Annotated in this window: 27 protein-coding genes; 2 read left to right on the forward strand and 25 right to left on the reverse strand. The window is 45.8% G+C overall.

Translation table 11 applies throughout. From position 1 onward, the window contains the following. The first annotated feature begins 111 nt into the window (after positions 1-111). Positions 112-1056 carry a 4-hydroxy-3-methylbut-2-enyl diphosphate reductase gene (locus AADZ70_RS07755; RefSeq protein WP_016938930.1) on the forward strand — a complete coding sequence of 315 codons (945 nt, stop codon included), beginning with the start codon at positions 112-114 and terminating at the stop codon, positions 1054-1056. Between the two features lie 20 nt (positions 1057-1076). Here the strand turns inward: AADZ70_RS07755 and AADZ70_RS07760 are convergent, their stop codons facing one another. The 25 genes from AADZ70_RS07760 to rpsU form a co-directional block, all read right to left on the reverse strand. Next, complete coding sequence (locus tag AADZ70_RS07760; RefSeq protein WP_016938929.1) at positions 1077-2198, reverse strand: Nif3-like dinuclear metal center hexameric protein; 1122 nt, start codon at positions 2196-2198, stop codon at positions 1077-1079. Further along, a complete protein-coding gene (locus AADZ70_RS07765) occupies positions 2191-2838 on the reverse strand; it encodes a tRNA (adenine(22)-N(1))-methyltransferase TrmK (protein WP_231937490.1) in 648 nt (215 codons plus the stop codon). Before AADZ70_RS07765 ends, AADZ70_RS07760 begins: the two co-directional genes overlap by 8 nt. Before the next feature lie 182 nt (positions 2839-3020). Next, entirely contained in the window at positions 3021-3383 is a 363-nt protein-coding gene (cccA, locus tag AADZ70_RS07770; protein ID WP_016938927.1) for a cytochrome c550, read from the reverse strand. A gap of 348 nt (positions 3384-3731) precedes the next feature. Continuing rightward, a complete protein-coding gene (gene rpoD / locus AADZ70_RS07775) occupies positions 3732-4853 on the reverse strand; it encodes an RNA polymerase sigma factor RpoD (protein WP_016938926.1) in 1122 nt (373 codons plus the stop codon). A 192-nt stretch (positions 4854-5045) separates the two neighbouring features. Then, a complete protein-coding gene (dnaG, locus tag AADZ70_RS07780; RefSeq protein ID WP_188154566.1) occupies positions 5046-6857 on the reverse strand; it encodes a DNA primase in 1812 nt (603 codons plus the stop codon). A 21-nt stretch (positions 6858-6878) separates the two neighbouring features. Beyond that, positions 6879-7385: a YaiI/YqxD family protein gene (locus tag AADZ70_RS07785; RefSeq protein ID WP_045926739.1), complete on the reverse strand. Its 507-nt coding sequence runs from the start codon at positions 7383-7385 to the stop codon at positions 6879-6881. A gap of 256 nt (positions 7386-7641) precedes the next feature. Beyond that, a complete protein-coding gene (locus AADZ70_RS07790; protein WP_016938923.1) occupies positions 7642-8454 on the reverse strand; it encodes a pyruvate, water dikinase regulatory protein in 813 nt (270 codons plus the stop codon). Between the two features lie 25 nt (positions 8455-8479). After that, entirely contained in the window at positions 8480-9118 is a 639-nt protein-coding gene (gene ccpN / locus AADZ70_RS07795; RefSeq protein WP_003152989.1) for a transcriptional regulator CcpN, read from the reverse strand. A gap of 101 nt (positions 9119-9219) precedes the next feature. Then, positions 9220-11259, reverse strand: a complete 2040-nt coding sequence (glyS, locus tag AADZ70_RS07800; RefSeq protein WP_342007955.1) for a glycine--tRNA ligase subunit beta — start codon at positions 11257-11259, stop codon at positions 9220-9222. Further along, positions 11252-12139, reverse strand: a complete 888-nt coding sequence (glyQ, locus tag AADZ70_RS07805; RefSeq protein WP_016938921.1) for a glycine--tRNA ligase subunit alpha — start codon at positions 12137-12139, stop codon at positions 11252-11254. Before glyQ ends, glyS begins: the two co-directional genes overlap by 8 nt. A 301-nt stretch (positions 12140-12440) precedes the next feature. Next, positions 12441-13208: a DNA repair protein RecO gene (recO, locus tag AADZ70_RS07810; protein ID WP_016938920.1), complete on the reverse strand. Its 768-nt coding sequence runs from the start codon at positions 13206-13208 to the stop codon at positions 12441-12443. Between the two features lie 36 nt (positions 13209-13244). Continuing rightward, on the reverse strand, positions 13245-13388 hold the full coding sequence (locus AADZ70_RS07815; RefSeq protein WP_007408286.1) for a YqzL family protein: 144 nt from the start codon (positions 13386-13388) through the stop codon (positions 13245-13247). Between the two features lie 155 nt (positions 13389-13543). Next, entirely contained in the window at positions 13544-14449 is a 906-nt protein-coding gene (gene era / locus AADZ70_RS07820) for a GTPase Era (protein ID WP_016938919.1), read from the reverse strand. Next, positions 14430-14840: a cytidine deaminase gene (locus AADZ70_RS07825; RefSeq protein ID WP_016938918.1), complete on the reverse strand. Its 411-nt coding sequence runs from the start codon at positions 14838-14840 to the stop codon at positions 14430-14432. The genes era and AADZ70_RS07825 overlap by 20 nt, the downstream gene beginning before the upstream one ends. Before the next feature lie 121 nt (positions 14841-14961). Beyond that, a complete protein-coding gene (locus AADZ70_RS07830; RefSeq protein ID WP_016938917.1) occupies positions 14962-15336 on the reverse strand; it encodes a diacylglycerol kinase family protein in 375 nt (124 codons plus the stop codon). After that, complete coding sequence (ybeY, locus tag AADZ70_RS07835) at positions 15317-15790, reverse strand: rRNA maturation RNase YbeY (protein WP_012118016.1); 474 nt, start codon at positions 15788-15790, stop codon at positions 15317-15319. Before ybeY ends, AADZ70_RS07830 begins: the two co-directional genes overlap by 20 nt. After that, entirely contained in the window at positions 15791-17923 is a 2133-nt protein-coding gene (locus AADZ70_RS07840; protein ID WP_342007956.1) for an HD family phosphohydrolase, read from the reverse strand. 80 nt (positions 17924-18003) lie between these two features. Then, positions 18004-18963 carry a PhoH family protein gene (locus AADZ70_RS07845; RefSeq protein WP_045926742.1) on the reverse strand — a complete coding sequence of 320 codons (960 nt, stop codon included), beginning with the start codon at positions 18961-18963 and terminating at the stop codon, positions 18004-18006. 3 nt (positions 18964-18966) lie between these two features. After that, complete coding sequence (gene yqfD, locus AADZ70_RS07850; protein WP_327815228.1) at positions 18967-20151, reverse strand: sporulation protein YqfD; 1185 nt, start codon at positions 20149-20151, stop codon at positions 18967-18969. A 17-nt stretch (positions 20152-20168) separates the two neighbouring features. Continuing rightward, on the reverse strand, positions 20169-20450 hold the full coding sequence (gene yqfC / locus AADZ70_RS07855; RefSeq protein WP_003152966.1) for a sporulation protein YqfC: 282 nt from the start codon (positions 20448-20450) through the stop codon (positions 20169-20171). Positions 20451-20506: 56 nt separating this feature from the next. Continuing rightward, positions 20507-20941 (reverse strand): hypothetical protein, encoded by a 435-nt coding sequence (locus AADZ70_RS07860; RefSeq protein ID WP_016938913.1) that lies wholly within the window; start codon positions 20939-20941, stop codon positions 20507-20509. A gap of 27 nt (positions 20942-20968) precedes the next feature. Further along, positions 20969-21961, reverse strand: coding sequence for a flotillin-like protein FloA (floA, locus tag AADZ70_RS07865; protein ID WP_016938912.1), 993 nt, complete (start codon positions 21959-21961; stop codon positions 20969-20971). Between the two features lie 24 nt (positions 21962-21985). Further along, entirely contained in the window at positions 21986-23302 is a 1317-nt protein-coding gene (locus AADZ70_RS07870; RefSeq protein WP_188154569.1) for a nodulation protein NfeD, read from the reverse strand. Positions 23303-23424: 122 nt separating this feature from the next. Beyond that, positions 23425-23871 (reverse strand): GatB/YqeY domain-containing protein, encoded by a 447-nt coding sequence (locus AADZ70_RS07875; protein ID WP_007408278.1) that lies wholly within the window; start codon positions 23869-23871, stop codon positions 23425-23427. A gap of 14 nt (positions 23872-23885) precedes the next feature. Further along, positions 23886-24059 (reverse strand): 30S ribosomal protein S21, encoded by a 174-nt coding sequence (gene rpsU, locus AADZ70_RS07880; protein ID WP_003152957.1) that lies wholly within the window; start codon positions 24057-24059, stop codon positions 23886-23888. Between the two features lie 171 nt (positions 24060-24230). Here rpsU and AADZ70_RS07885 point away from each other — a divergent pair, with 171 nt between their 5' ends. Continuing rightward, positions 24231-25157, forward strand: a complete 927-nt coding sequence (locus AADZ70_RS07885; protein WP_342007957.1) for a Na/Pi symporter — start codon at positions 24231-24233, stop codon at positions 25155-25157. Positions 25158-25181 lie beyond the last annotated feature (24 nt).

The following is a 25181-nucleotide window of genomic DNA, read 5'->3' on the forward strand; positions in this document are numbered from 1 at the left end:
TATCTCACGAAAGATTAGCTATAATGAGATCAGAAGAATGCAAGATTTGAGCCGTTTAACTACGGCTTTTTATATTGCCTCTACACTCACTTTTGATAGGAGGACATCTAATTGGACGTTATCAAAATCTCGCCGCGCGGCTATTGTTACGGCGTTGTTGATGCCATGGTCATAGCCAAAAACGCGGCACTCGATAAAAATTTGCCAAGACCTATATATATACTCGGAATGATCGTTCATAATAAGCATGTCACAGATGCGTTTGAAGAAGACGGAATTTACACGCTTGACGGCACTAACCGTCTGGAGATTTTAAAGCAGGTGGAAAAAGGAACCGTTATTTTCACCGCACACGGAGTATCTCCGGAAGTAAGAAAAGCCGCTGAGGAAAAAGGGCTTGTTGCGATTGACGCCACATGCCCGGACGTCACGAAAACACATGACTTAATCCGAAAAGTAAAAGCAGAAGGCTACCACGTCATTTATATCGGCAAAAAAGGCCACCCCGAACCAGAAGGAGCCGTCGGCGTCGCCCCTGAAATCGTTCATCTCGTTGAAACAGAGGAAGACGTGAGAAACCTCGATATTCAGGCTGAGAAATTAATCGTTACAAACCAAACGACCATGTCCCAGTGGGACGTCCATGATATTATGGAATCAGTCCAAGAAAAGTACCCGCACGTTGAATATCATCAGGAAATCTGCCTGGCTACACAGGTTCGTCAAGAAGCTGTCTCAGAGCAGGCAAAAAAAGCGGACTTAACCATTGTTGTCGGCGATCCGAAAAGCAATAACTCCAACAGGCTGGCTCAAGTGTCAGAAGAAATCGCCGGAACAAAAGCCTACCGCATCGGAGACATCAGTGAACTGAAGCTCGAATGGCTCAAAGACGTCAATACCGTCGCCGTTACCGCGGGCGCTTCAACACCGACACCGATTACAAAGGAAGTCATCCGGTTTTTAGAGCAGTTTGACCATAACGATGAATCCACATGGCAGCTTGAGCACAATGTGCCGCTCAAAAAAATCCTTCCGAAAGTAAAAATAAAAAACTGAGGCCCCGGGCCTCAGTTTTTTTATAGGAAGGTAAATGGATTTGTGTCTGTTTCGGAAGCGAAAATACGCACGTCGTAATTTTTCTCCCCGGCCATTGCCGTAAGCTTCTCAGCCGTGCCTTTTCTCATGATCTTTTCAGCATAATGCCCCGGGTCCACGACGTTTAACCCCATCATCATCGCATCATGCGCTACATGGAAATAAAGGTCGCCTGTCACGTAAACATCTGCACCCTTCCTCTTAGCCTGGTAAATATATTTATTTCCGTCACCGCCAAGCACTGCGACTTTTTTCACCTTGCTGGTTCGCTCTCCGACCATCCGGACTCCGTTAACGTCAAATTTTTCTTTCACAAACAGCGCAAACTCTTCAAGCGTCATGTCTTGCTGAAGTTTTCCAATGCGGCCGAGTCCTTTTTCAAGCGGGGACTGCTCCACCGGATAAATATCATACGCCACCTCTTCATACGGATGGCTTTTTTTCAGCGCTTTTATGATGGTTTTCTCCATACTGGCCGGATAAACGGTCTCAAGTCTCACTTCATGGACGAGTTCCAGCTCTCCCGTCTGTCCGATAAACGGGTCTGCCCCCTCCAGCGGTTTAAAGCTGCCGATTCCCTCAGAAGAGAATGCGCAATGGCTGTAATTGCCGATATGTCCCGCTCCGGCATTGCCGAGTGCGGTTCTTACAGCTTCTTCATAGTCTTTCGGCACATACACGGCAAGCTTTTTCAGCGGGTCCGAATATGTCGGAACGAGCACCTCTGTGTCTGTCAGGCCGAGAGCTTCCGCAAGCAGATCGTTAACACCGCCGTCCGCCACATCAAGATTCGTATGAGCCGCATATACGGCAATATCATGCTTTATACATTTCTCAATCAGTCTTCCGCCAGGCTGATCAGTGGTGATCTGTTTAAGCGGCCGAAAAATCGGCGGATGGTGAGCGATAATTAAGTCAACCTTTTTTTCAATGGCTTCATCCACCGTCTGTTCCAAAACATCCAGCGTGACCATGACGTTTTTCACCGGCTTATTCAATGTGCCGATCTGCAGGCCGATTTTGTCTCCTTCCACCGCAAAAGCCTTCGGTGAAAATTGTTCAAACAGCTGGATGATTTCCTGTCCGTTCACATGTTTAGGCATGTCCGATTACCTCCTTCAGCAGTAAGATCCGCTCTTTCAGTTCAACTAATTTTTCCTGGTTTTCATTCTTTGCGCTGCGGCTAATCTGTTCATAAATTTGTTCAGTATGCTTAAGTTCCTGGGTCCATTTCCGAAGAAACACTTCACTCTTTTCTTTTAACAAAAACGGACCGGCAAGCATTCCGGCAGCCATCGTGGTGTCCCGGTACGGCGCATCACGGTCGCCGGTTTCCGCGACGAGTATTTCATAACACTTTCCGTCTTCTTCGAGAATCACTTCGTCAATCAGTTCATAGCCTTCCTGATAAAGCCACTCTCTTATATGAACGGCATGAATATTCGGCTGCAGAATCAGCCGTTCACGCCCCGTCAGTTTTGTTTTTCCGGACTCCAAAATATGAGCGATCAGCGCTCCGCCCATGCCGGCGATTGTAATGGCGTCCGCTTCCCCCTTTTCAAGGACGCTCAGCCCGTCACCTTTCCTTACGGAGATAAGAGCGCTTAAGTCCAGTTTTTCCACCTGCTGTTTGGCGGATAGAAACGGCCCGTCTGTAATTTCACCGGCGATTGCGCGGCTTGCCAGATGATTCAAAACGGCATAGCAGGGGAGATACGCATGGTCTGACCCGATATCAGCCACCAGGGCACCCGGAGGGATATATTCCGCTACAGACTGCAATCTTTTAGATAACTTCATTTCATTCACAATATCACAACTTTTCTCAGGTTCTTTTTCCTTTACTATCATATAAAAAAACCGCCCGGAATCCAAGCGGCGGATAGAGTTTTTCATATGTCTTTTATATAGGGACAGGTAAAGCGTTATTTAATCTCAGAAACCCATTTTGCCATGTCATCCAGCTTTTCGGCCGGGACAAGGCCGGCTGGCATCCCGTTGCCGCCTTTTTCAATTCTCGTTTTAATCGCAGCGACATCTTTTCTTTTGCCGACGCCTTTTAAGCTCGGACCTGAGACACCTTCATAGTTTTCCCCGTGACAGGTGATGCAGTTCGCTTTATAAATCTCTTCAGGTGAAGCGTTTGCAGTTTCCTTTTCGGCATTTTTGCTTTCACCGCCGCTTGCGATCTGATGCGCATCTCCATTCCCTTTTACTGACAGAAAGAAAGTCAGCCCTATTCCCAGAACTGCGATGAGCAAAAAAGGAATCAGCGGATTCCACTTCATATCTCCATCCCCCTTTTTCATTCTCCCCCTATGTAAACACTTCTAATTCTAACTTATTTTTACAAAATGTAAATGGTCTCATTAAGCAAATTCATTGATTTCACAATTTATACATAAACAAAAATAACTGTTTTGTTTACCCAAAATTGTCTTTATTCTATTGTATAATGAATTGTATACGCTTACAATAAGGAATATAAATTAACTTATCCCGCTTTCCCTCTATTCAGGACATGCCGCATTTTTTCCGAACCCATTTGCAAAACACATGCTTATCCAGTAAAATAAAGGTATATTATCCATATATCTTATACGTAAAAAAGAACGGATCAACAGACCCGTTCCATTCTATTCGAGAAAATCCTTCAGACGTTTGCTTCTGCTGGGATGTCTCAATTTACGAAGCGCTTTTGCTTCTATTTGGCGAATACGCTCTCTCGTTACTCCAAACACTTTGCCGACTTCTTCAAGCGTTCTTGTTCGTCCGTCATCCAGACCGAAACGGAGACGCAGCACATTTTCTTCACGATCCGTCAACGTATCCAGCACATCTTCCAGCTGTTCTTTCAAAAGCTCATATGCCGCATGATCCGACGGAGACGTCGCTTCCTGGTCTTCAATGAAATCACCGAGATGTGAATCGTCTTCTTCACCGATCGGCGTTTCTAAAGAAACAGGCTCTTGGGCAATTTTTAATATTTCACGAACTTTTTCAGGCGTAAGATCCATGTCTTCAGCAATCTCTTCCGGTGACGGCTCTCTGCCCAGATCCTGAAGAAGCTGACGCTGCACACGGATTAATTTGTTGATCGTTTCCACCATGTGAACCGGGATACGGATCGTTCTCGCCTGGTCAGCGATGGCGCGTGTAATCGCCTGTCTGATCCACCAAGTCGCATACGTACTGAATTTATATCCTTTACGGTAGTCAAACTTTTCGACGGCTTTCATGAGACCCATGTTTCCTTCTTGAATCAAGTCTAAGAAAAGCATGCCGCGGCCGACATACCGTTTAGCAATGCTGACAACTAAACGAAGGTTTGCTTCAGCCAATCTGCGTTTAGATTCTTCGTCACCTTCTTCAATTTTTTGAGCATAGGTGATTTCTTCTTTAGCAGAAAGAAGATTTACCCGTCCGATTTCCTTAAGGTACATGCGGACTGGATCATTGATCTTTACGCCAGGCGGTACGCTGAGGTCATTAAGGTCAAATTCTTCTTCGGCTTTGGCAAGCTGTTGAATATTAGGATCTTCCGTTTCTTCATTCTCACTAATTAATTCAACACCTTGTTCTCCTAAAAATTCATAATACTCATCCATTTGGTCTGATTCAATTTCAAAGCTGGACATGCGTTCAGCAATTTCTTCATATGTTAAAACGCCACGTTTTTTTCCGGTTTCAGTAAGCTGGTCTTTTACCTGATCCAGTGTAAGTTCTGTTTCTGTCTCGTGGGTTTGTTTATCAGCCATTATGGATCCCTCCTTCCAAAGCTTGCAACGAATTCTAAAAGCGGTATGTTTCTTATCCGTCCCGGGAGCCTTCTCTCTTTTTCAGCATGCAGGGCAGCGGATAATAAGTGACAATTCATGATGAGGTTAAGCGATCTATTTGCTCCTCCGCAAGGAATCATTGCCAAGAGAACGCAAGCCTCTTTTTTGATGTTATTTTAATGATCGGTTCAATGCGACAATTTCTTGAGCCAGAGACGCAGCTTTCACAAAGTCTTTCTGCCTCTCTGCATCCGCTCGTTCTGCTTCTTTTTCCTTTATCATTGACCATTTTCGGTGATCCAACACTTTTTTTACGTAATCGGATAACTCGGCCTCTGAGAGCTCCTCGTTTATTTGGAGCATCCCTATATCTGAAAGCAGCTGGCTGATTTCATCATCCTGCATTCTCGCCATAAGATGCTGCGGCGTCATTTCAGCGCCCTCTTCATAAACAGCGTACAGATATGCTGCCAGCGCACGATGTCCGTCAATGTTAAATTCAAAGCCGACACGCTCAATCACTTTCTTTATGACGTTTCGGTCTCTCAGCATATGAGCGAGAAGAAGTCTTTCCGCATTCTCATAGGCGGGACGGAGACGGCGCCGTTTCGCTTTTGTCGTCACCCGGGCCCGTCTTGGCTGCGGTTCGGCGTTTTTGCCGCCAGGGGCGTTTTGGGCGGCATAGATGGAAAGCTGTTCAGTCAAAGATTCTACCGAAAGAGAAAATTCGGAGGCGAGCTGCTTCACATACATTTCCTGCTCAAGCGACCCTGAAAGAGCGCTGATTTCTTTCAGCACTTCTTTCATGTAAGCGAGCCGGTCTCCTTCGTCAGATAAGTTTTTCCCTTTGCGGAAATATTGCATTTTAAAAGCCATGACCGTAACGCTTGCATCAATGATATCTGTCTTGAACTTTTCTCCGCCCCGGGTTCTGACATAGTCATCAGGATCAAGACCGTCAGGCATCATGCTTACTCTTACCTTACAATCAGCTTTCTGAAGCAGGTCGGCCGCTTTCAGCGTAGCTTCGTACCCGGCTTTATCCGAATCGTAGCAGAGAATGACCTCCTGAACATTTCTTCTCAGGATTTTCACATGCTCTTCGGTGAGCGACGTCCCCATTGTGGCGATACTTTCTTTTACGCCTGAGCTGACGGCGGAAATGACATCCGCAAAGCCTTCAAACAGAACGGCTCTCTCCTCTTTCCTGATCGGCAGGCGGGCCTTATGGAAGTTGTACAGCAGCTTAGATTTATGAAACAGCGGCGTTTCCGGACTGTTCATATATTTCGGCTGCTGGCTTCCGAGCGCCCTTCCTGAAAAAGCCGCCACGGCTCCGTGATGATCATGAATGGGAAACATGATTCTGTTTCTGAAACGGTCAAAATATCCGCTGCCATCTTCCCTTCTGATCAGCAGACCCGCTTTCTCCATCAGTTCTTCCTCAAAACCGCGCTTTTTCAAGAATTTCGTCATGAAATCCCAGGAATCCAGCGCGTAGCCGATTTCAAACTCATCTATGAGCTCTTTCGTAAAACCCCTTGATAAAAGGTAATCTAACGCTTCCTGGCCTTCCTTTGTATTCATTAGCAAATGATGGTAAAATTTCTTCAGAAGCTCGTGAGCTTCCGCCATCTTCTGGTCTCCGGAAGATTCCGGCCTGGATGCAGAGTGAATCGTTATATCATCAGGGAAATCAATCTGATATTTATCAGCAAGGTGAGAAACAGCTTCCGTAAATGAATAGCCTTCCATCTGCCGTAAGAACGAGAAAACGTTCCCGCCCGCTCCGCATCCGAAGCAATGAAAGATCTGCTTATCACTGGAGACGGAAAACGAGGGCGTGTTTTCACCGTGAAACGGACAGAGCCCAAAGTAGTTGCGGCCTTGCTTTTTCAATTGGACATAATCACCTATGACTTCAACAATGTCTGCTGACTGCTGCACCTGATTAACTACTTCATCTGGTATGCGGTTTCCCATCTTATAACACTCCGTCGTACATTATTCGATGTTTTGATTTGAAATCCCTTCATCATTCGACAGGATTTTTTTAAGCAGGGTAACAAATCGATTCCGATCTTCTTTATTTAATTTTTTAGGTCCTTTGGAATAGATGCCGCTTCTTCTCATTTTGCCCGACATATGACGGCTCATCAGAGCGAAGTCAATCGTGTCTTCAGTATAAGAACGGCCCCTTTCCGATAAGACGGCGATATTTCTGTTCAGCAGAAGAGATGCTAAACCGATATCCTGCGTGACTACGACGTCTCCCGATCTCACATGGTTTGCGATGTATAAATCTGCCGCTTCTTTATGAGGATCAACGTATATCCAGTTCTCGTCTTTGCTTCTGGAAAGCTGGTAGTGTTCAAATGATGCGACGAAAATAACACGAACGCTGAATTGCGATGCAATGAGCAAGATTTCCTCTTTTACGGGGCATGCGTCTGCATCGACAAAAATCGTCTTTTCTTTTTCATTTAGAAGACTAATTCTCCATCCCTCCATCAATCTCCTGCATAAAAACAAGCGAAATCGCATATGCTCCATGACTGCGGATCTATTTTGAGTCTTTGTCGAAAAATTTCCGGGAGTTATTCTTGACATCTTACCCGTAATAGTTTATTCGTATCACACTAAGCTTAAACCTAAAAATAAACATTTTATCACAATTTTTTATTATAATACAAACTTCGCGAAGATGCCATCCTTTTTGTTTATTCCCTATTTGCATACCCAAAAACCCAGGATAAAGCGTCCTGAGTTATCGGCCCTTTGTTTTCAGATGATGAATGATGTTCGCTGTTTCCTCGACCGCTTTGTTCGAAACGTCAACGACTTGGCAGCCGATCCGATCCACGATTTTCTCAAAATACTCCAGCTCTTCTTTAATTCTGTTGATGTTAGCGTAAATGGCTTTGTCATTTAAGCCGAGAGATTTTAACCGTTCTTTTCGAATATGGTTCAGTTTATCAGGGCTGATTTTTAACCCGATGCATTTTTTCGGATCAACGCTGAACAGTTCTTCCGGCGGATCGACTTCAGGTACAATCGGCACGTTGGCCACTTTCAGGCGCTTATGGGCAAGATATTGAGATAATGGGGTTTTAGACGTTCTTGATACGCCAAGCAGGATGATATCGGCTTTTAAAATGCCTCTTGGGTCCCTGCCGTCGTCATATTTAACGGCAAACTCGATCGCCTCGACCTTTTTGAAATAATCTTCATCAAGCTGGCGGACGCGGCCCGGTTCATATTTCGCCGTCAGACCGTAGGCTGTTTCCATTTTGTCGATGAGCGGACCGATAATATCGTAGTACATCACATTCGCTTTTTCCGCTTGTTCAACTAAGTATTTGCGCATTTCAGGAACAACGAGCGTAAAACAGATAATGCCGCCGTCCGCTTTGGCGAGAGACACGACTTCATTAATGGTGCCGATATCTTCCACATAAGGTATTCTTCTGATATGCGTATCATCGGCTGAGCCATTAAACTGGCTGAGCGAGGCTTTTACAACGAGTTCGGCGGTTTCTCCGACTGAGTCTGATACTACATAAATGATGCGATTGTCCATGTTATCCCCCCGTTAGTTTTCAAGCTTATATGATTTCATTCTCTGATAAACTGACAAGTATCTTGGTCATATTCGTTTTGGTAAAGCGGCCGATGACCTCAAAGCCTTTATCCGTATCTTTAATAACGGGCAGGGCATCGATCTGTTTCTCAATCAAATATTTGGCGATGTCCATCACATAATCGTCACGCCGGCAGACGGCGATATTCGGCATTCTGGTCATAATAATATGAACCGGTATTGAGGCAAGTTCCTGCTGGCCGATGCTCGCCCGCAGCAAATCTTTGCGTGACAGCACACCGACTAAGACAGCATCACGATCTACGACAAATAACGTGCCGACATCTTCTAAAAACATGGTGCAGATGGCATCGTATACCGAGACGTTTTCATTGATGACAACAGGGATCGATTGAAAATCTTTCACTTGCAGCTTTTTCAGTTTATCCGCAAGCAGCTGATTTCCCGTTTTTCCGGTATAAAAATAACCGACCCGGGGACGGGCCTCTAAGAAGCCTGACATGGTGAGTATGGCCAAGTCCGGCCGCAGCGTGGCTCTTGTTAAATTGAGCTGTTCTGCAATATGCTCTCCGGTAATCGGGCCGTTTTCCTTTACAATTTGTAAAATTTGTTCTTGCCGTTTATTTAATTCGATCGTACTCACCACCTTTATGGAAGGGTTTCATTATCTATGTTTTTCATTCTGTGATGTTTATGTAAAAGGGGAAAAGACGATTGCCGATCACACAGCAACCGTCTTTTTCTTTATTTTACAATAAGATGATTCATATTAGCAAAAGACTTGATCACATCTGCAAGTGCAGTCATTTGCGCTAAACGGTTGGTTTTTAATGCTTCATTGTCCGCATTGACCATCGTGTGATTAAAGTAATCTTCGATCGGCTCCTTTAATCCGCTGAGCGCGGCCAGCGCCTGTACATAGTTTTTAGAGGCAAAGCTTTCCGCGACGCTGTCTTTTGTTTTTTGATAAGCGTCAAACAGCTTTTTCTCCTGTTCATTTTCAAACAGATCCGGCTTGATATCACGGCTCTCGCCTTTTTTACTGATGGAGATGACCCGTCCCAGTGATTCAGCCGTTTCTTTCAATCCAGGTGTGCCGAGGTGTTTCTCAAGCACTTTTGCTTTAGAAACAGCTGCATAAGGTTCAAGCTCCGTGCTGTCCAGAACGGCTTCAATCACGTCATGTCGGATGTCTTCAGCGTTTAAGACGTATTTCAGACGCTGTGTAAAGAAATCAAGAAGCTCATTTTCTTTTTCCGTTTCTGTCAATGACAGCAGTTCTTTAAAAGAGATGCCCCAGTTGCGGTCGATCAGAATGGAAACGATGCCGCTTGCCTGACGGCGCAATCCGTACGGATCCTGAGAACCTGTCGGGATCACGTCAATGCTGAAGAAGGAAGCAATCGTGTCCAGTTTATCGGCTAATGCCACGACCGCACCGGTAAAGGTTGAAGGCACCTCTCCCCCGGCCGCTCTCGGCATGTAGTGCTCATTTACCGCGGCAGCGACGGCTTCATCTTCACCGAGCATGCGCGCATATTTTTCTCCCATGACGCCTTGAAGCTCAGGGAACTCATAAATCATATGTGTAACAAGGTCAAATTTAGAAATCTCTGCGGCGCGCTTCACACGTTTTTGCGTCTGTTCATCAGCCTTTAGGCGGACGGCTAGTTTACCCGCAATGGTGACCACTCTTCTTACTTTATCCCCGAGGGAACCGAGCTCTTCATGGAAAACAATATTTTCTAGTTTCTTCACATTTTCATCAATGTTCAGCTTTTGGTCTTCCTTGTAGAAGAACGCAGCATCTGAAAGTCTTGCTCTCAGCACTTTCTCGTTTCCGCGGGCAACATTTTCAAGGGCATGGCTGTTCCCGTTTCTTACCGTAATAAAATGAGGCAGCAGATTCCCGTTTTCATCTTTTACCGGGAAGTAGCGCTGATGCTCTTTCATGGTTGTCACAAGCACTTCTTCAGGTAAAGAAAGAAACTCGGGTTCAAAAGAGCCGTAAAGCGCTGTCGGATATTCCACCAGATGATTGACTTCGTTCAGCAGATCTTCATCTATCGGAATATTCCATTTCTTTTCGTTTGCAAGCGCGTCCAGCTGCCCCTGAATCATTTGTTTGCGCACTTTCGGGTCGGCAATGACGTGCTGTTCTTTCAGCAGCTCTTCGTATGATGACGGTGCATCAACAGATACTTCTTGGCCGAGAAAACGATGTCCCTGTGTGTTCCGGCCCGTCTCTACGTTCGTGATGTCAAACGGAATGACGTCTTTTCCGAAGAGAGCGGCAATCCATTTGATCGGACGGATATAACGCAGATCCTGTGTGCCCCAGCGCATGTTTTTCGGGAAATGCATTCCGGTAATCAAGTTTTCCAGCTGCGGTAAAAGTGTTTTCGTCTCTTGTCCCGCCTGGAATTTTTGGACGAAAACATATTCCGCGCCATTTACATCTTTAATATACAGGTCATCCACTCCGGCGCCTTGGCCTTTGGAAAAACCGATAGCGGCTTTTGTCCAGTTTCCGTCAGCATCCAGAGCGATTTTTTTCGCCGGTCCTTTTGCTTCTTCCTGAATATCAGCCTGTTTTTCTGCTACGTCTTTTATATATACTGCCAGACGTCTCGGTGTATTAAAAAGTTTCACTTCACCGTGGGCAATATTTTTTTCAGCCAGCCAGCCGGTCAGTTTGTCACCGAGCTGCACCATGCTGTCATGTAAAAAACGCGCCGGCATTTCCTCGAGTCCGATCTCTAAAAGCAAATCTTGTTTACTCATGGGAAGAGCCCTCCTCTTTAAGCATTGGGAACCCTAATTTTTCCCGTTCTTCATAATACGTTTTTGCTACTTTTCTCGCTAAGTTGCGGACCCGTCCGATATAACCCGTCCGCTCTGTCACTGAGATTGCGCCTTTTGCGTCAAGCAGGTTAAATGTGTGAGAGCATTTCAGCACATAATCATAGGCCGGATGCACAAGGCCGTTATCCATTTGTCTGATCGCTTCTTTTTCGTAAGTGCTGAACAAATGGAAAAGCATATCCACATCTGATGTTTCAAATGTATAAACGGAATGTTCATATTCAGCCATCATAAACAAATCTTTCACTGTGAATCCTGATGTCCATTCAAGATCAAAGACGTTTTCTTTATCCTGAATATAAGACGCAAGACGCTCAATGCCGTACGTAATCTCAACAGACACCGGTTTACATTCAATTCCGCCCACCTGCTGGAAGTACGTAAACTGGGTGATTTCCATACCGTCAAGCCATACTTCCCAGCCAAGGCCCGCACAGCCTAAAGACGGGTTTTCCCAGTTGTCTTCTACGAAACGAATATCATGCTCGAGCGGATCAATACCGAGAGCGCGCAATGAATCTAGGTAAAGCTCCTGGATGTTATCAGGCGACGGCTTGATAATGACTTGGAATTGGTGATGCTGATAAAGCCTGTTCGGGTTTTCTCCGTACCGTCCGTCCGCAGGCCGTCTGGAAGGCTCAACGTAAGCCACTTTCCACGGCTCGGGTCCGATGCTTCGTAAAAATGTATACGGGCTCATTGTGCCTGCGCCTTTCTCCACATCATACGACTGCATGAGCACACAGCCTTCATTAGACCAGTGCTTCTGCAAGGTTAAAATCATATCTTGAATGTTCATTTCAAGCACCTCCACTTTCTCCATTCTTTTACAAGTGCGGCGGCAATCAAAAAACTCCCGTCTCTATGCTTGCCAGCCGCAAACATAGGGACGAGAGTTCTCCCGCGGTTCCACCCTAGTTGCTGAGGATGTGAATCGCTCAGCCTCTTTTTAAAGAGTTGCTCAAGAATGCCTTTCGTTGCGCGCTCATCCCTAGCTTACACTGTCCTAAGGTCGCTTATATGAGTTGGACGCAAGTACTTCTTTCTGTCACTGCAACATATTTTATAATAAATCATCATATAAAAAGATGGGCAGAATGTCAACTTTTGTTTTCATCCAAAAGGTTCTTCATGCTTTCCATCTGATCTAAAAACCGCTTTGACTTTAAATAAAGCCCTGAATATTCCTCGTAATACAGATCAATGACCCGTTTTATTTCATTTTTGGTTTCGTGCTTTAACGAAACGCTGCCAAGCCTTCCGATATCAAAGTAATAAAAAAGCCTTAGCAGCCTTGCCGTTTGCGGCGAAATCGGAACTTTGTACGGATCCTTTTCAAAGCAGCGGTGGCAGATAAAACCGTTATCTCTTATGGAAAAATGAAACGTCCCGTCCCGGCTTTTACAGTGGACACAATGATTCAGCTCCGGATACAGCCCCATGACGCCAAGCATTTTCATCTGAACGATAAAGGTGATCACGTCCGGGTCAGTCCCCTCATTCAGCCTCTTAAAGGATTCGAGAATCAATTCGAATAAATAGGGGTTCGGTTTCTTCTCCTCCGTTCCTTTGTCAGTGAGTTCAGCGATAAAAGCGGCATATGCCGTCAAAAACAAGTCTTCTCTGATCGTTCTCATGCTGAGAATCATTTCACCCTGCTGGAGCGTGCCGAGCCCGGATGTTCTTTGCATTAAAAATGACCCGTACAAAAAAGGCTGGCTGACTGCTGACAGCCGGCTGGCTGACTTCCTGGCACCCCTTGCCATGACGCCGATTTTGCCGTGTTCCCTCGTCAGCAATGTCACGATTTTATTCGTCTCTCCGTAGTCATTCGTACGAAGCACGATTCCTTCACATTTTGTCAGCATTTCCGCACCTTCCAACAACGGGAGGGGCCAAGAGGTTTACAAAATTGGAAAATCAATACGGGCTAGCTCATCTTCCGGTTCTTCGGGTCTTTCCAGGTTCTCTTTTTCCAGTTCTTTAAAAAGAAGGTACGTATCAACACTTCCTGTTTGAGAAAATACGTTCCAGGTAAAATTCAACACAAAAAACCCACCTTTCATCATTAAACTAGCTTGCCAATCCAAATTCTTACCCTTATCTTGACCTGATGTCCTCCTTTTCATGTTAAACAAATTTTGCTAACGAATCCCTGTTTCTGTGAGGTAATCCCACACATCAGGCATGCGCCTCAGATGACTTAATATTCATCCTCTTTGAAGCCGAAATCACGCAGCTGAGACATTTTATTCCGCCAGTCCTTCTGCACCTTCACCCAAAGTTCCAGGTAAACGCGTGAGCCCAGCAGCGCTTCAATATCAGCCCGCGCTCTTTTGCCGACTTCTTTCAGAAGAGCTCCTTTTTTCCCGATGACGATTCCTTTTTGAGAATCCCGCTCGACCACGATGGTGGCGGCGACATGGACGGAGCCGTTCTCCTGCCCTTTAATGGACTCGATAGCGACAGCGATGCTGTGCGGCACTTCTTCCCTTGTAAGATGGAGCACCTTTTCCCTGATCAGTTCAGAAATAATAAACCGCTCAGGATGGTCAGTCACCTGATCGCTCGGATAGAACTGAGGCCCTTCCGGTAAATACGCTTCAATCTGCGTGAGCAGGGTCTCGACGTTGTTTCCTTCCAAAGCGGAGATCGGCACAATTTCCTTAAACGGATAGCGCGAACGGTACTCATCAATTAAAAGAAGGAGCTGATCAGGGTGGATCTTATCAATTTTGTTTACGATCAAAAAGACCGGCGTGGACGTCTGTCCAAGCTTTTCAATGATAAACTCGTCGCCCTTTCCGTATCCTTCCTCGGCGTTAATCATAAATAACACCAAGTCAACTTCTTTCAGCGTGTTCTGCGCCACTTTCATCATAAAATCGCCAAGCTTGTGCTTCGGTTTGTGAATGCCCGGTGTATCAATAAAAATGGTCTGCGATGTGCCTGTTGTCAGCACCCCTTGGACTTTATTTCTCGTTGTCTGGGGTTTGTCGCTCATGATGGCGATCTTTTGACCGATGACCCTGTTTAAAAAGGTCGACTTTCCAACATTCGGTCTTCCGATGATTGATACAAATCCTGATTTAAAGCTTTCGTTCGTCATGTAAATCCTCCGATGAAAATGCGCCCGGCAATAATTCTTCCGCAGTCATTTCTTTTATTTGTCCTTGTAAGTTGGTCAGAATAACAAGCATATCCTTTGAGCACAGCTCGGAAATTACTTGTCTGCAGGCTCCGCACGGTGAAACCGGTCCCGGAGTGTCCGCAGCCACGGCGAGCATCGCAAATTCCGTATCCCCCTCGGAAACAGCTTTGAATATCGCCGTGCGTTCAGCACAGTTGCACATGCTGTATGCCGCATTCTCAATGTTGCAGCCTCTGTACACTTTTCCGTCTTTGGTAAGAAGAGCGGCTCCCACTCTGAAGTTTGAATACGGCACATATGCTGTGTCCCGTGCTGTTAATGCTTCTTGAATCAATTCTTGTCTGTTCATGTGTACTTTTCCTCTCTTACCTTAATCCTGAATGATACCGCTGTCACTTTTATTTTACATAATTATGATTGGTTTTTCACGCCCATTTTTGGCAATGTAAAATAATTGTAAGAATCTTCTGCTAACATATCTTCGGCAAGAAGATGAGTAAACCAATAATACACGAAATCACGGCAAAGACGCAAACGGCTCCGGCGGCCGCATCCTTTGCCGCTTTTGCGAGCGGATGATACTGATCGGTAACTAAATCAACAACATGCTCTATCGCCGTGTTTACAAGCTCAAGAGCAAGCATTCCGCCAATCAGGATCAAAATAACGGCCCATTCGGCCGTACTGAGCCCGGTGAGAAAACCGCAAAGGATAACGGCGCAGGCTGCGATAATGTGAAATTGAAAATTCCGCTCTGACCGCGCCGTTTTCCAGATTCCCCTCCATGCATGGACAAAGCTTTTCAGGAATCTGCTCCACTCGTTTTTATGATCTCGTGAGTCCATACTCATCCAGCAAATCCTTTTGCTTTGAAAACATTTCTTCCTCTTCTTCTTTTGTCATGTGATCATAGCCCAGCAGATGCAAAAAGCCGTGGACGGCCAGAAAGCCAAGCTCTCTCATAAACGAATGGCCGTACTCTTCAGCCTGCTCCTTCGTTCTGTCGGCACTGATGATAATATCTCCTAAAACAGGCGGCATGTCGGCGCCCACGATTTCAACCTCGTCTTCGCCTTCTTCTTCAAGCGCAAACGAAATGACGTCAGTCGGGGTGTCTTTTCCCCGGTAGTCTCTGTTGATTTCTCTGATTTCCTCGTTTGTCACAATCGTAACCGATACTTCAGCCTGATCCTGAACCCCTTCTTTTTCCGCCGCAAATTGAAGCAGCTTCTCCACTTCTTGGAGCGCATCAGCTGAGACGCTGTTCGTTTCATCAACAATATCTATGAGTAAACTCATTTATTTCACCTTCTTCGTAGCCTCCGGATATTCAATCCGGGAGTGGAAAATTCCTTTTAAAGTCGCACATAGTGTTTTGGCGATCGTATCCAGCTCTCGGAACGTGAGATCACATTCTGAGAACTGCCCGTCCTGAAGCTTGTCGGATATAATTCCCCGCACCAGTTTTTCAATCCGTTCGGGATTGGGATTATGCATGGAACGGACAGCAGCTTCGACGCTGTCGGCCACTGAAATGATTGCCGCTTCTTTTGATTGCGGCTTCGGTCCGGGGTATCTGAACTCTTTCTCTGTAATCTGATCGCCCTTTTCCTTCGCTTTATAATAAAAGAATTTTAAAAGAGACGTTCCGTGATGCTGCTCCGCGATATCCACGAGCTCTTTCGGAAACTTATAGCTTCTGAGCATATTCGCACCGTCTGTCGTATGCGCGATAATGATATTTTTGCTGAGCTGAGGAGACAGCTTGTCATGCGGATTATCCATATTCATTTGATTTTCAATAAAATATTGCGGGCGTTTCGTTTTGCCGAGATCGTGATAATACGCACCGACCCTTGCCAAAAGACCGTTTGCCCCTACAGCTTCACAGGCCGCTTCCGACAAATTCGCCACCATGACGCTGTGATGATATGTACCGGGTGTTTCCGTTAAAATCTTTCGAAGCAGGGGATGGTTCGGATTAGACAGTTCAATCAGCCTCATCGTAGAAAGAATGCCGAATCCCGTCTCAAAAAACGGCATCAGACCGATAATCAAAACGGATGAAGCCAGTCCCGAGACGACCCCCATCAGCATCAGCGTTCCGATTTCAACAGGCGACAGCGCCGTGTTTTGGATTAATAAAAGCGACAGCACGATAATCATATTAATAAATGAGACGAACAATCCCGCCTGCAATATTTTAGATCTCGCGTTATGTTTCCCCAAAAACAGGATGCCTGAAATGCTGCTGATTAAATAGTAGATACCGATCACATAATTAAATGTGCCCGTCACACCCTGATTAAACATCATACTGCCGCAGATCGCCAGAATGATGCTTCCTAAAATGGCAAGCCTTTCATTGAGCAGCAGCCTGATCAAAATCGCGCCGGCGGCGATCGGAACCAGATACCCGATGTTGGTGTATTCAATCTTCTGAAAGAGACTGACGACTTCCATTATGACGAGAATAAGCGTTGTAATGATAGAAAACAGCAATAGGGATTTATTTTTCAGCTTAAGCTCCTGCTGCTGTTTCTCGAAATAGTAGACAAGCGTGGCAATAAACAGCCCGATCATCAGAAGAAGACCGCTGATCGGCTTTAATAGGTTGGAATTATTCAAAAGCCCCGTCAGTTCGAGCTTTCTGTATACTTCCCGGTCGATCAGGTCATTCTCTTCCACGAGAACCTGTCCTTGTTTGATCTGCACCGGCTGAACGCTGTCTGACGCTTCCTGACGTTTTTCATCGGTCGCTTTCGGGTCAAATACGTAATTCGGGATCACCGCATATTTTCCGATTTCAGTCGCAGCCGCTAAATATTTTGACGGCACGGAGGCGCTTTTCAGCTCTTTGGCGACCTTATCCTTCGCTTCTGCAAGCTTTTCAGAAGGAATTTCACTGCTCATCACCGTGTTCACCGCGGTTATGACAGAATCCCTCACAAATGAAAAATCTTCATTGTTCGCATGGAGAAGCGATTTAATGGCATCTTCCGAGATGGATTCATTGACATCCTGTGTCAGCTTGCTTTTCACCGATTTGACCAGCGATTTTTCTGAAGGTGACTTTTTGTCTTTATCCGCATCTGTTTTCACTTCGCCGATGCTGTTAAATATGGAAGTGATCAGGTCAAGCCGGTTGTCGGTATAGCCTTTTTTCAGAGTGTATTGATCTTCTACTGCATCTTCGGCCGCTTGTTTTTTCGCTTCCGTCGCCTGCTGATCTTCCACTGTGGCGGGCGCGTAAATCGTCTTATCACTGACTGAGAACAAATCCAAATTAAGTGATTCAGGTTTTACATGAATAAAGAGCAAACCAAACATGATCGCTGAAAGCAGCAGATACAGCAGCACATGGGCTGAGCGGGCATGTCTGAAAGTGCGGAACCGTTCCCGGGCGCTTTTACCCTTTCCCTTCTTTTTCAAAACAAGAACCTCCTCCCTGAAACATCAGGAACACATCATATAAAAATGACCCGATAACGGGAGATCGGGTCATTTTTGCATTACTTTTGCTTATCATAAGCTTCAATAATCTTTGCAACAAGCGGATGTCTGACCACATCTGTCTGGTCAAGTTCAATCACGGAAATGCCGTTTATGTCATTCAGCATATCCCTCGCTACTGCAAGTCCCGATGTGACGCCTTTCGGCAGGTCAATTTGGCTTACGTCGCCCGTAATGATCATTTTAGAGCCAAAACCCAATCTCGTCAAAAACATTTTCATTTGAGCGGGAGTGGTATTCTGGGCTTCATCAAGAATCACATACGCGTCGTCAAGCGTCCGCCCTCTCATATAGGCAAGCGGGGCGATTTCGATAACCCCTCTTTCCATCAGACGCTCCGTATGGTCGCTTCCGAGCACATCGTGGAGCGCGTCATACAGCGGGCGCAGATAAGGATCTACTTTTTCCTTTAAGTCTCCGGGCAGAAAACCGAGGCTTTCGCCGGCTTCCACAGCGGGTCTTGTTAAAATGATTTTTTTAATGTGGCCGTTTTTTAAAGCATGCACCGCTTTTACGACCGCCAAATATGTTTTGCCGGTTCCCGCCGGCCCGATGCCGAACACCATGTCGTTTTTCTTCATCGCCGCAACATATTCTCTCTGGCCGATGGTTTTGACGCGGATCGGCTTGCCTTTTGCCGTTTTCGTTATTTCCTCTTCATACATGCTTTCAAAATAGTCCAGTTCATCTTTCTTTGCCATTTTCACGGCATACAGCACATCACGTTCCGAAATCTCGATCCCCTTGCGGATTAAAGTAAGGAGCGAGCCCAATAATCTGTCAGCAATCTCAAAAGACTCATCATTGCCGGAAACGTAAATGGTTTCACCGCGTGTGATGATGCTTACGCCCAGATCCTTCTCCATTAAATGTAAAAAGGCATCTTGGCTGCCGAACAAAGAAAGTGCTTCATCCGGGCTTTTCAGTTTGTGATTAATCGCAAGTAAATGTTCTGCCATTCTTTAGTCTCCCTGAACAATAGGTGTGGTTTGCACGATATCTTCTATAACTTGGTAGAGAATAATCAACTTTACTTTACCATTCTCAACGGATTGGTGCAAAACTTTTTCACTTTCCACCTCTCCGCTGCCGCTTAATCGCTTCTCTACGTCTTGTCTGCCCATTTTGATGCCGGCCTGAACCGCTTCGTCCTTCGTATAAGACCGCACGGAGTTTTCACTTTCTCTTGTCTGTTCTTTGACGTAAGATACCGGAAGCTTCAGCCCCAGAAATTGAAACGGATGCTTTTCTTCCTCTGTTTTCGGATGTTTCAGCGGCGGCTCATTAAACCCGAAGCCCCAAAAAGGCACGCCCCATGATCCGAAAGACAGCTTGTGCTTCGTCCTTACTTTACCCGTATATAGCGTAAATGATGTTTCAAGAGGCACAGTTACTTCTGACTTGTACCATGTTTCTCCGTAAATTTCCGCTTTTGAGGCGACTTTCCGGTCTTCATTTCCGATCAGTCCTGAGACGAGGAGCTGTCCTTTGTCAACATGATCGTTCACAAAAGCCATCGGCTGCCCCTTTTGCACGAACATCCTTTTGATGACCGCCTTCTTTTTGGCAACGATATGGCGGGGGCTCACGTACTTTTCTTTTGTCGGTTCATTTTTTTCAACCACTTTCATATGAAGGGCTGTCCCGTTCAATTCCACACCGACCCACGTAATATTATCGATGCCGTTTGTTAATGATTTTTGAATTTTCTCCGGCGTCATCATCAAAAATTGCAAACGGCCTTTTTTTACACCGATTTCTTCCAGGTGCTTCATCATCTGATGCTCGGTTTCAGGCTTGGCCCCTTTAATATCAATGTCCCAAATCATGTTGGACAAAAGAAACAATATAATGAAAAATATCACAAATCCCGCAGTAAAGCCCAGGTTTAATTTTGATTTGAGAAGCAGAAAGGGCAGGCCCTTTCTTTTTGTAAAGCTTGCTTTGCATTCATGTTTTCTGATGACTCTTCTGAAAGCATGTACATCTTGAAGCTGAATCATCAGCAGAACACAGTCTTGCTTTTTTTTCACCGCAAAGATGGCGATTCCGTTTCTCGTGCATTCATTAAGCAGCCGTTCAATCCCTTTTCCTTTGACTTCCATTTGGACTTTACCCGAAAAAAATGACAGCCATTTGTTTTTCACATTATTTCCCCCCGGCTTTATGAATCGACATATCTTACGTGATCTATCGTGCCTTCCAAAAGAATTTCCTCAGGAAGGATTGCCTTAATGACCAAGTTTTTTCCTGATATGATACATTGCCCCTGCTTGAGCATCAGCCTGACTTCTTCTTCGCTGAACAGCAAGAGGCCTCTGTGATTCTCTATGTAGATATGAAGTCTGCCGACCATCGTAATGCGAGGCAGATCCATCATAACGTCCGGGGGAATTTCCAATGCTCTAGTCAGCCACGCCTTTACACGATTCTTTCTTTGCCCCATAAAAAAAGAACCCCCTTTCATCTCATATGTATGATTTGAAAAGGGGTTCTAACACTTTAATTTTTACCGATGCTCCGCATGGTCCGGTGCGGTTTTTTTGCACGGGGCGGACCTAAAATCTCACTGAATATGATGCCCTGCACCGCAGTTTCTTTCTTAATTTTGAGGGCTGATTTCTTCAGAGACGCATTTCGTGCGCGTTGAGATGTCAGCTTATGATCAAGCCCATTGAACATCTTCTCTGTCTCTGCAAGGCGCTTTTCAGCTTCCCTTCTTTTTTGCTCAAAAGGGTTCTCTTTGGAAACGGCAGGCATTTCTTCCGCTACCGGCTTATGCTCTTGCGGCGGCTGTGTGTGATCCTGCTTTTTTTTCTGATCTGCGGGACGTCTATTCGGCGGGCGTTTTTCATCTTTGTTTTTCTTGCCGAATATTGCCGATATAATGCCGATGACGGCGGCAATGACGAGCGGATTTGTCAGAATCTCGTGCATATAGCGGCTCCCTCCTTAATAGAGAGGTTATTGTTGGTCTTCATCTTGCTGGTCATTCGTCAGCTTGCCGATAGAATCCCTCATGTCTGTGTCAGCGTCGATATTTTTTATGTTCATATAATCCATGACACCGATGTTTCCTTCACGTAAGGCTTCAGCCATCGCAAGCGGCACTTCCGCTTCAGCTTCCACGACTTTCGCACGCATTTCTTCTACGCGCGCACGCATTTCCTGCTCTTGGGCGACGGCCATAGCGCGGCGCTCTTCAGCTTTGGCCTGTGCAATGTTTTTGTCTGCTTCCGCCTGGTCTGTCTGCAGAATCGCTCCGATATTTTTGCCGATATCCACGTCGGCGATGTCAATCGAGAGAATTTCAAATGCGGTGCCTGAATCCAGCCCTTTGCCAAGTACAGTCTGCGAAATCATATCAGGGTTTTCAAGCACTTTTTTATGATTATGTGAAGAACCGATTGTCGAGACAATCCCTTCTCCGACACGGGCGACAACCGTCTCTTCTCCCGCTCCTCCGACAAGGCGCTCAATATTAGCCCTTACCGTGATTCTGGCTTTTGCTTTTACTTCAATTCCGTCCATAGCGACACCCGCGATAAACGGTGTTTCAATGACCTTCGGATTGACGCTCATCTGTACGGCTTCCAACACGTCACGCCCGGCCAGGTCAATGGCTGCGCAGCGTTCAAATGTCAGCTCAATATTGGCGCGCTGTGCCGCAATCAGGGCATTGACCACCCTGTCGACATTACCTCCGGCCAGGTAATGGCTTTCGAGCTGATTTGTTGTTGCGGATAGGCCGGCTTTGTGCGCTTTAATTAACGGGTTTACCACACGGCTTGGAATGACGCGGCGCAGCCTCATCCCGACCAAAGTGAAAATGCTGATTCTGACCCCTGCTGCAAGCGCCGAAATCCATAGCATCACCGGTACAAAGGTGAAGAATATGGCTAACACAATTATGGCAGCTGCAACTATTGCTAAAATCGCCAAACTTGACAGTTCCATCTAATTCCTCCTCAAGATTATCATCTATATTTCTCTCACGACAATGCGTGAGCCTTCCGCTTTCACCACTTTCACCTGTCTGTCTTTTTCAGTGAATGATCCTTCTGAAACGACATCAAGGCGTTCATCATCAATAATAACGGTGCCTGACGGTCTGAGGGCTGTAGCGGTAACACCGATTTTCCCCAACAGCTCCGTCCGGTTCTGATTTGAAACATAACCGTTCTCCGTGCTTGTTGAATCAGTTAATATCAATTTCTTAAAGAATTTCATTCGTTTCCCCAACACCCTTGTTAATATGATAAAGGCAGCAATAGACACACTAAAGGCGATCAAGAGAGAAACCGCCATTACAGTAAAGCTGCCCGCAGCGAGAAAGAGGCTCGCGATGACGCCTGCAACACCGATAAGACCAATTATGCCTCCGGGCAGAAATATCTCTAAAAGGATAAAAACCAAGCCCGCGCAAAACAAGAATACACTGTCATAGCCGGCGAATCCGGCAGCGATATGCCCGGTGAAAAACAGCAGCATGGCCGTCAGTCCGACGGCGCCCGGTATGCCGAGGCCCGGCGAGAACAATTCAATGGTCAAACCAAGCAAAGCGAGCGTTAATAAGACGGGGACAACAAACGGGTTTGTCAGCCATCTTCCCAATTTTCCGACAAAACCCTCTTTTGCATGGTGAACATCGGCTTTGTCAAAACCGAGCTTTGTATATAAAGCATCGAGGTTTGAAACCGTTCCCTCCGAATATCCGACTTCCTTGGCTTTTTCAGCTGTCAGTGTCAGCAGTTTTCCCTTTGGAGCGCCCGCTTCTTTTGCATTGATGGCGGGGTCTGCCATGGCCAGGGCGTATTTCGGATTTCGGTTGTTCTTAGCCGCTGCGTCCTCCATTTCTGCATGCCATAGTGATTGGGCCTTTTTGTCTGCCGCGTTTCCTTTGCCGTCGATGATGGCTGCGGCACCCATTTTTCCGCCCGGCGCCATATAAATGTCATCCGCCTGAAGCGCTATATATGCCCCGGCAGAAAGCGCCCGTTTGTTCACGTAAGCGGTAACAGGCACATCCGCGCCGCCGATGACATCCGCAATATCCAAAGCTGATTGAACGGCGCCTCCCGGTGTATTGATGTCAAGAATAATGTGTGACGCGCCGGATTCCTTCGCTTCTTTGAAAGAACGCGTTAAAAAAGCGGCAAGCCCATGTTCGACATTTTTCTCAACCGGGATGACATAAACCGATGGACGATCAGCTTTTGCGTTCAATTGAACTCCTAATAAAGATAATACAAACAAGCCCAATAGAGCAACAGCAATTCCGGTTTTTTTTCGGAACAAGGCAGATATACCCTCCTTCCCGTTTCATTCTTCTTTATATACGTAACAAATGTACTTTAGTTTCATTTTTTTATGTATAAAAAAAGACATCTCTCGAGGAAAGATGTCTTTTTCTTCGTCAATTAAGATAATTGACTGCTGACAAGCCTGTTAATCACGCTGCCGTCAGCTTTACCTTTTACTTTAGGCATAATAGCACTCATCACTTTGCCCATGTCCGCTTTCGAGCTCGCACCGACTTCAGCAATGGTTTCATTTACGATTGTCTGCAGCTCTTCTTCAGAAAGCTGCTTCGGTAAATAAACTTCTAAAATGTCCAGCTCTTTTTGAACTTTATCTACTAAATCTAAACGATTAGCGTTTGAAAATTCATGGAGGGAGTCTTTACGTTGCTTAAGTTCACGAGATAGGACAGTAAGTTCCTCATCCTCGGTCAAACTGTCTTTCTTAAGCTTAATTGCTTCGTTTTGAAGTGAAGCTTTCACCATTCGAACGACAGTCAGTTTGTCTTTCTCACGGCTTTTCATATACAGCTTCATATCTTGGTTAAGTCGCTCAAGAAGACTCATAAATCCACCCTCTTTTAGAATTTGCGTTTTCTAGCAGCTTCTGACTTTTTCTTGCGCTTTACGCTAGGTTTTTCATAAAATTCGCGCTTTCTTGCTTCTTGCAAAGTACCTGTCTTTGATACACTGCGTTTGAAGCGACGAAGAGCATCTTCAAGCGATTCGTTTTTTCTAACGACCGTTTTTGACATTCTCTTTCCCTCCCTCCGAATACACCAATCGACTACCTTTAAAAAGATACACATATAAACATGTACTTTGACATTATAATATAAGCCATGAGTCAGGTCAACTAAGTGAGTTCACTTTTCCGTCATGAATAACGCGGCTTGTCTATATAATGATGGAAAGGGGTGTTTCGTTTGCTGATACTGATTCTCTTTACCGCACTTATCCTGTTTTTTTTACTCGGAATGAGCCTGCTCAGACAGGGGCTGATCGCTTTAACGTATTCAAAAATTGAGAAGAGCCTCCTCTTGTTTACCGACCACCCTTTGAAAGCTTTTCTCATCAGCATTGTATTCACGGGTTTTCTTCAGAGCAGCTCAGCTTTTATGGTTATTGTGATCGGCTTTGTCAGTGCAGGCGCTTTACCTTTTAAACGGACCATTCCGATGATTCTCGGCACGAATGTCGGCTCCACATTTACGACGGAGTTTTTGGCCATAAAGATGGATGTGCTCATCTGGGTGCTTTTGATCGGCGGCCTTGTGTTTATTCTTATCCGGAAATATCCGTTCAAGCAGATCGGCATAAGCTTTCTCGGTCTCGGCATCATCTTTTTTTGCATCACGTGCTTCAGCCGTCTTGCCGTTCCGCTGACAGAAATGAAGGCGGGAGCGGAAGTTTTACGCCATGTAAATGATTCAAGCTGGTCCGCTCTTTTGATCGGCATGATATTGACGGCCATCATTCATTCAAGCTCCGTCTGCATCGGCATTTTAATGAGCTTTATGAACGAAGGGATGATCGGCATTGAACAGGCGGTCAGCGTCGTTCTCGGATCTAATATCGGGACATGCGTCACGGCCGTCATGGCTGCTGTTTCAGGGGGGTATGCCGCCAGACAGACTGCTGGCGCTCACGTTGTCTTTAATATTCTCGGCGTACTTCTTGTCTTTCCCTTCCTGTCCGCAGCAGCAGGTTTTACAGAGCGGCTGTCTGACGATCCCGCGCAAATGATCGCGCATTTCAGCCTTTTGTTTAATGTTGTCACCGCGTTATTATTTCTGCCGTTCACGCATTTATTTTCTCGGCTGATTGACAGGCTGATCCCTCCGAAACCGTAAAAAACCGATGCGTGAAAGCATCGG

The sequence above is a fragment of the Bacillus sp. YBsi01 genome, assembly GCF_038406745.1.
In the GTDB taxonomy this organism is placed as follows: Bacteria; Bacillota; Bacilli; order Bacillales; family Bacillaceae; genus Bacillus; species Bacillus siamensis.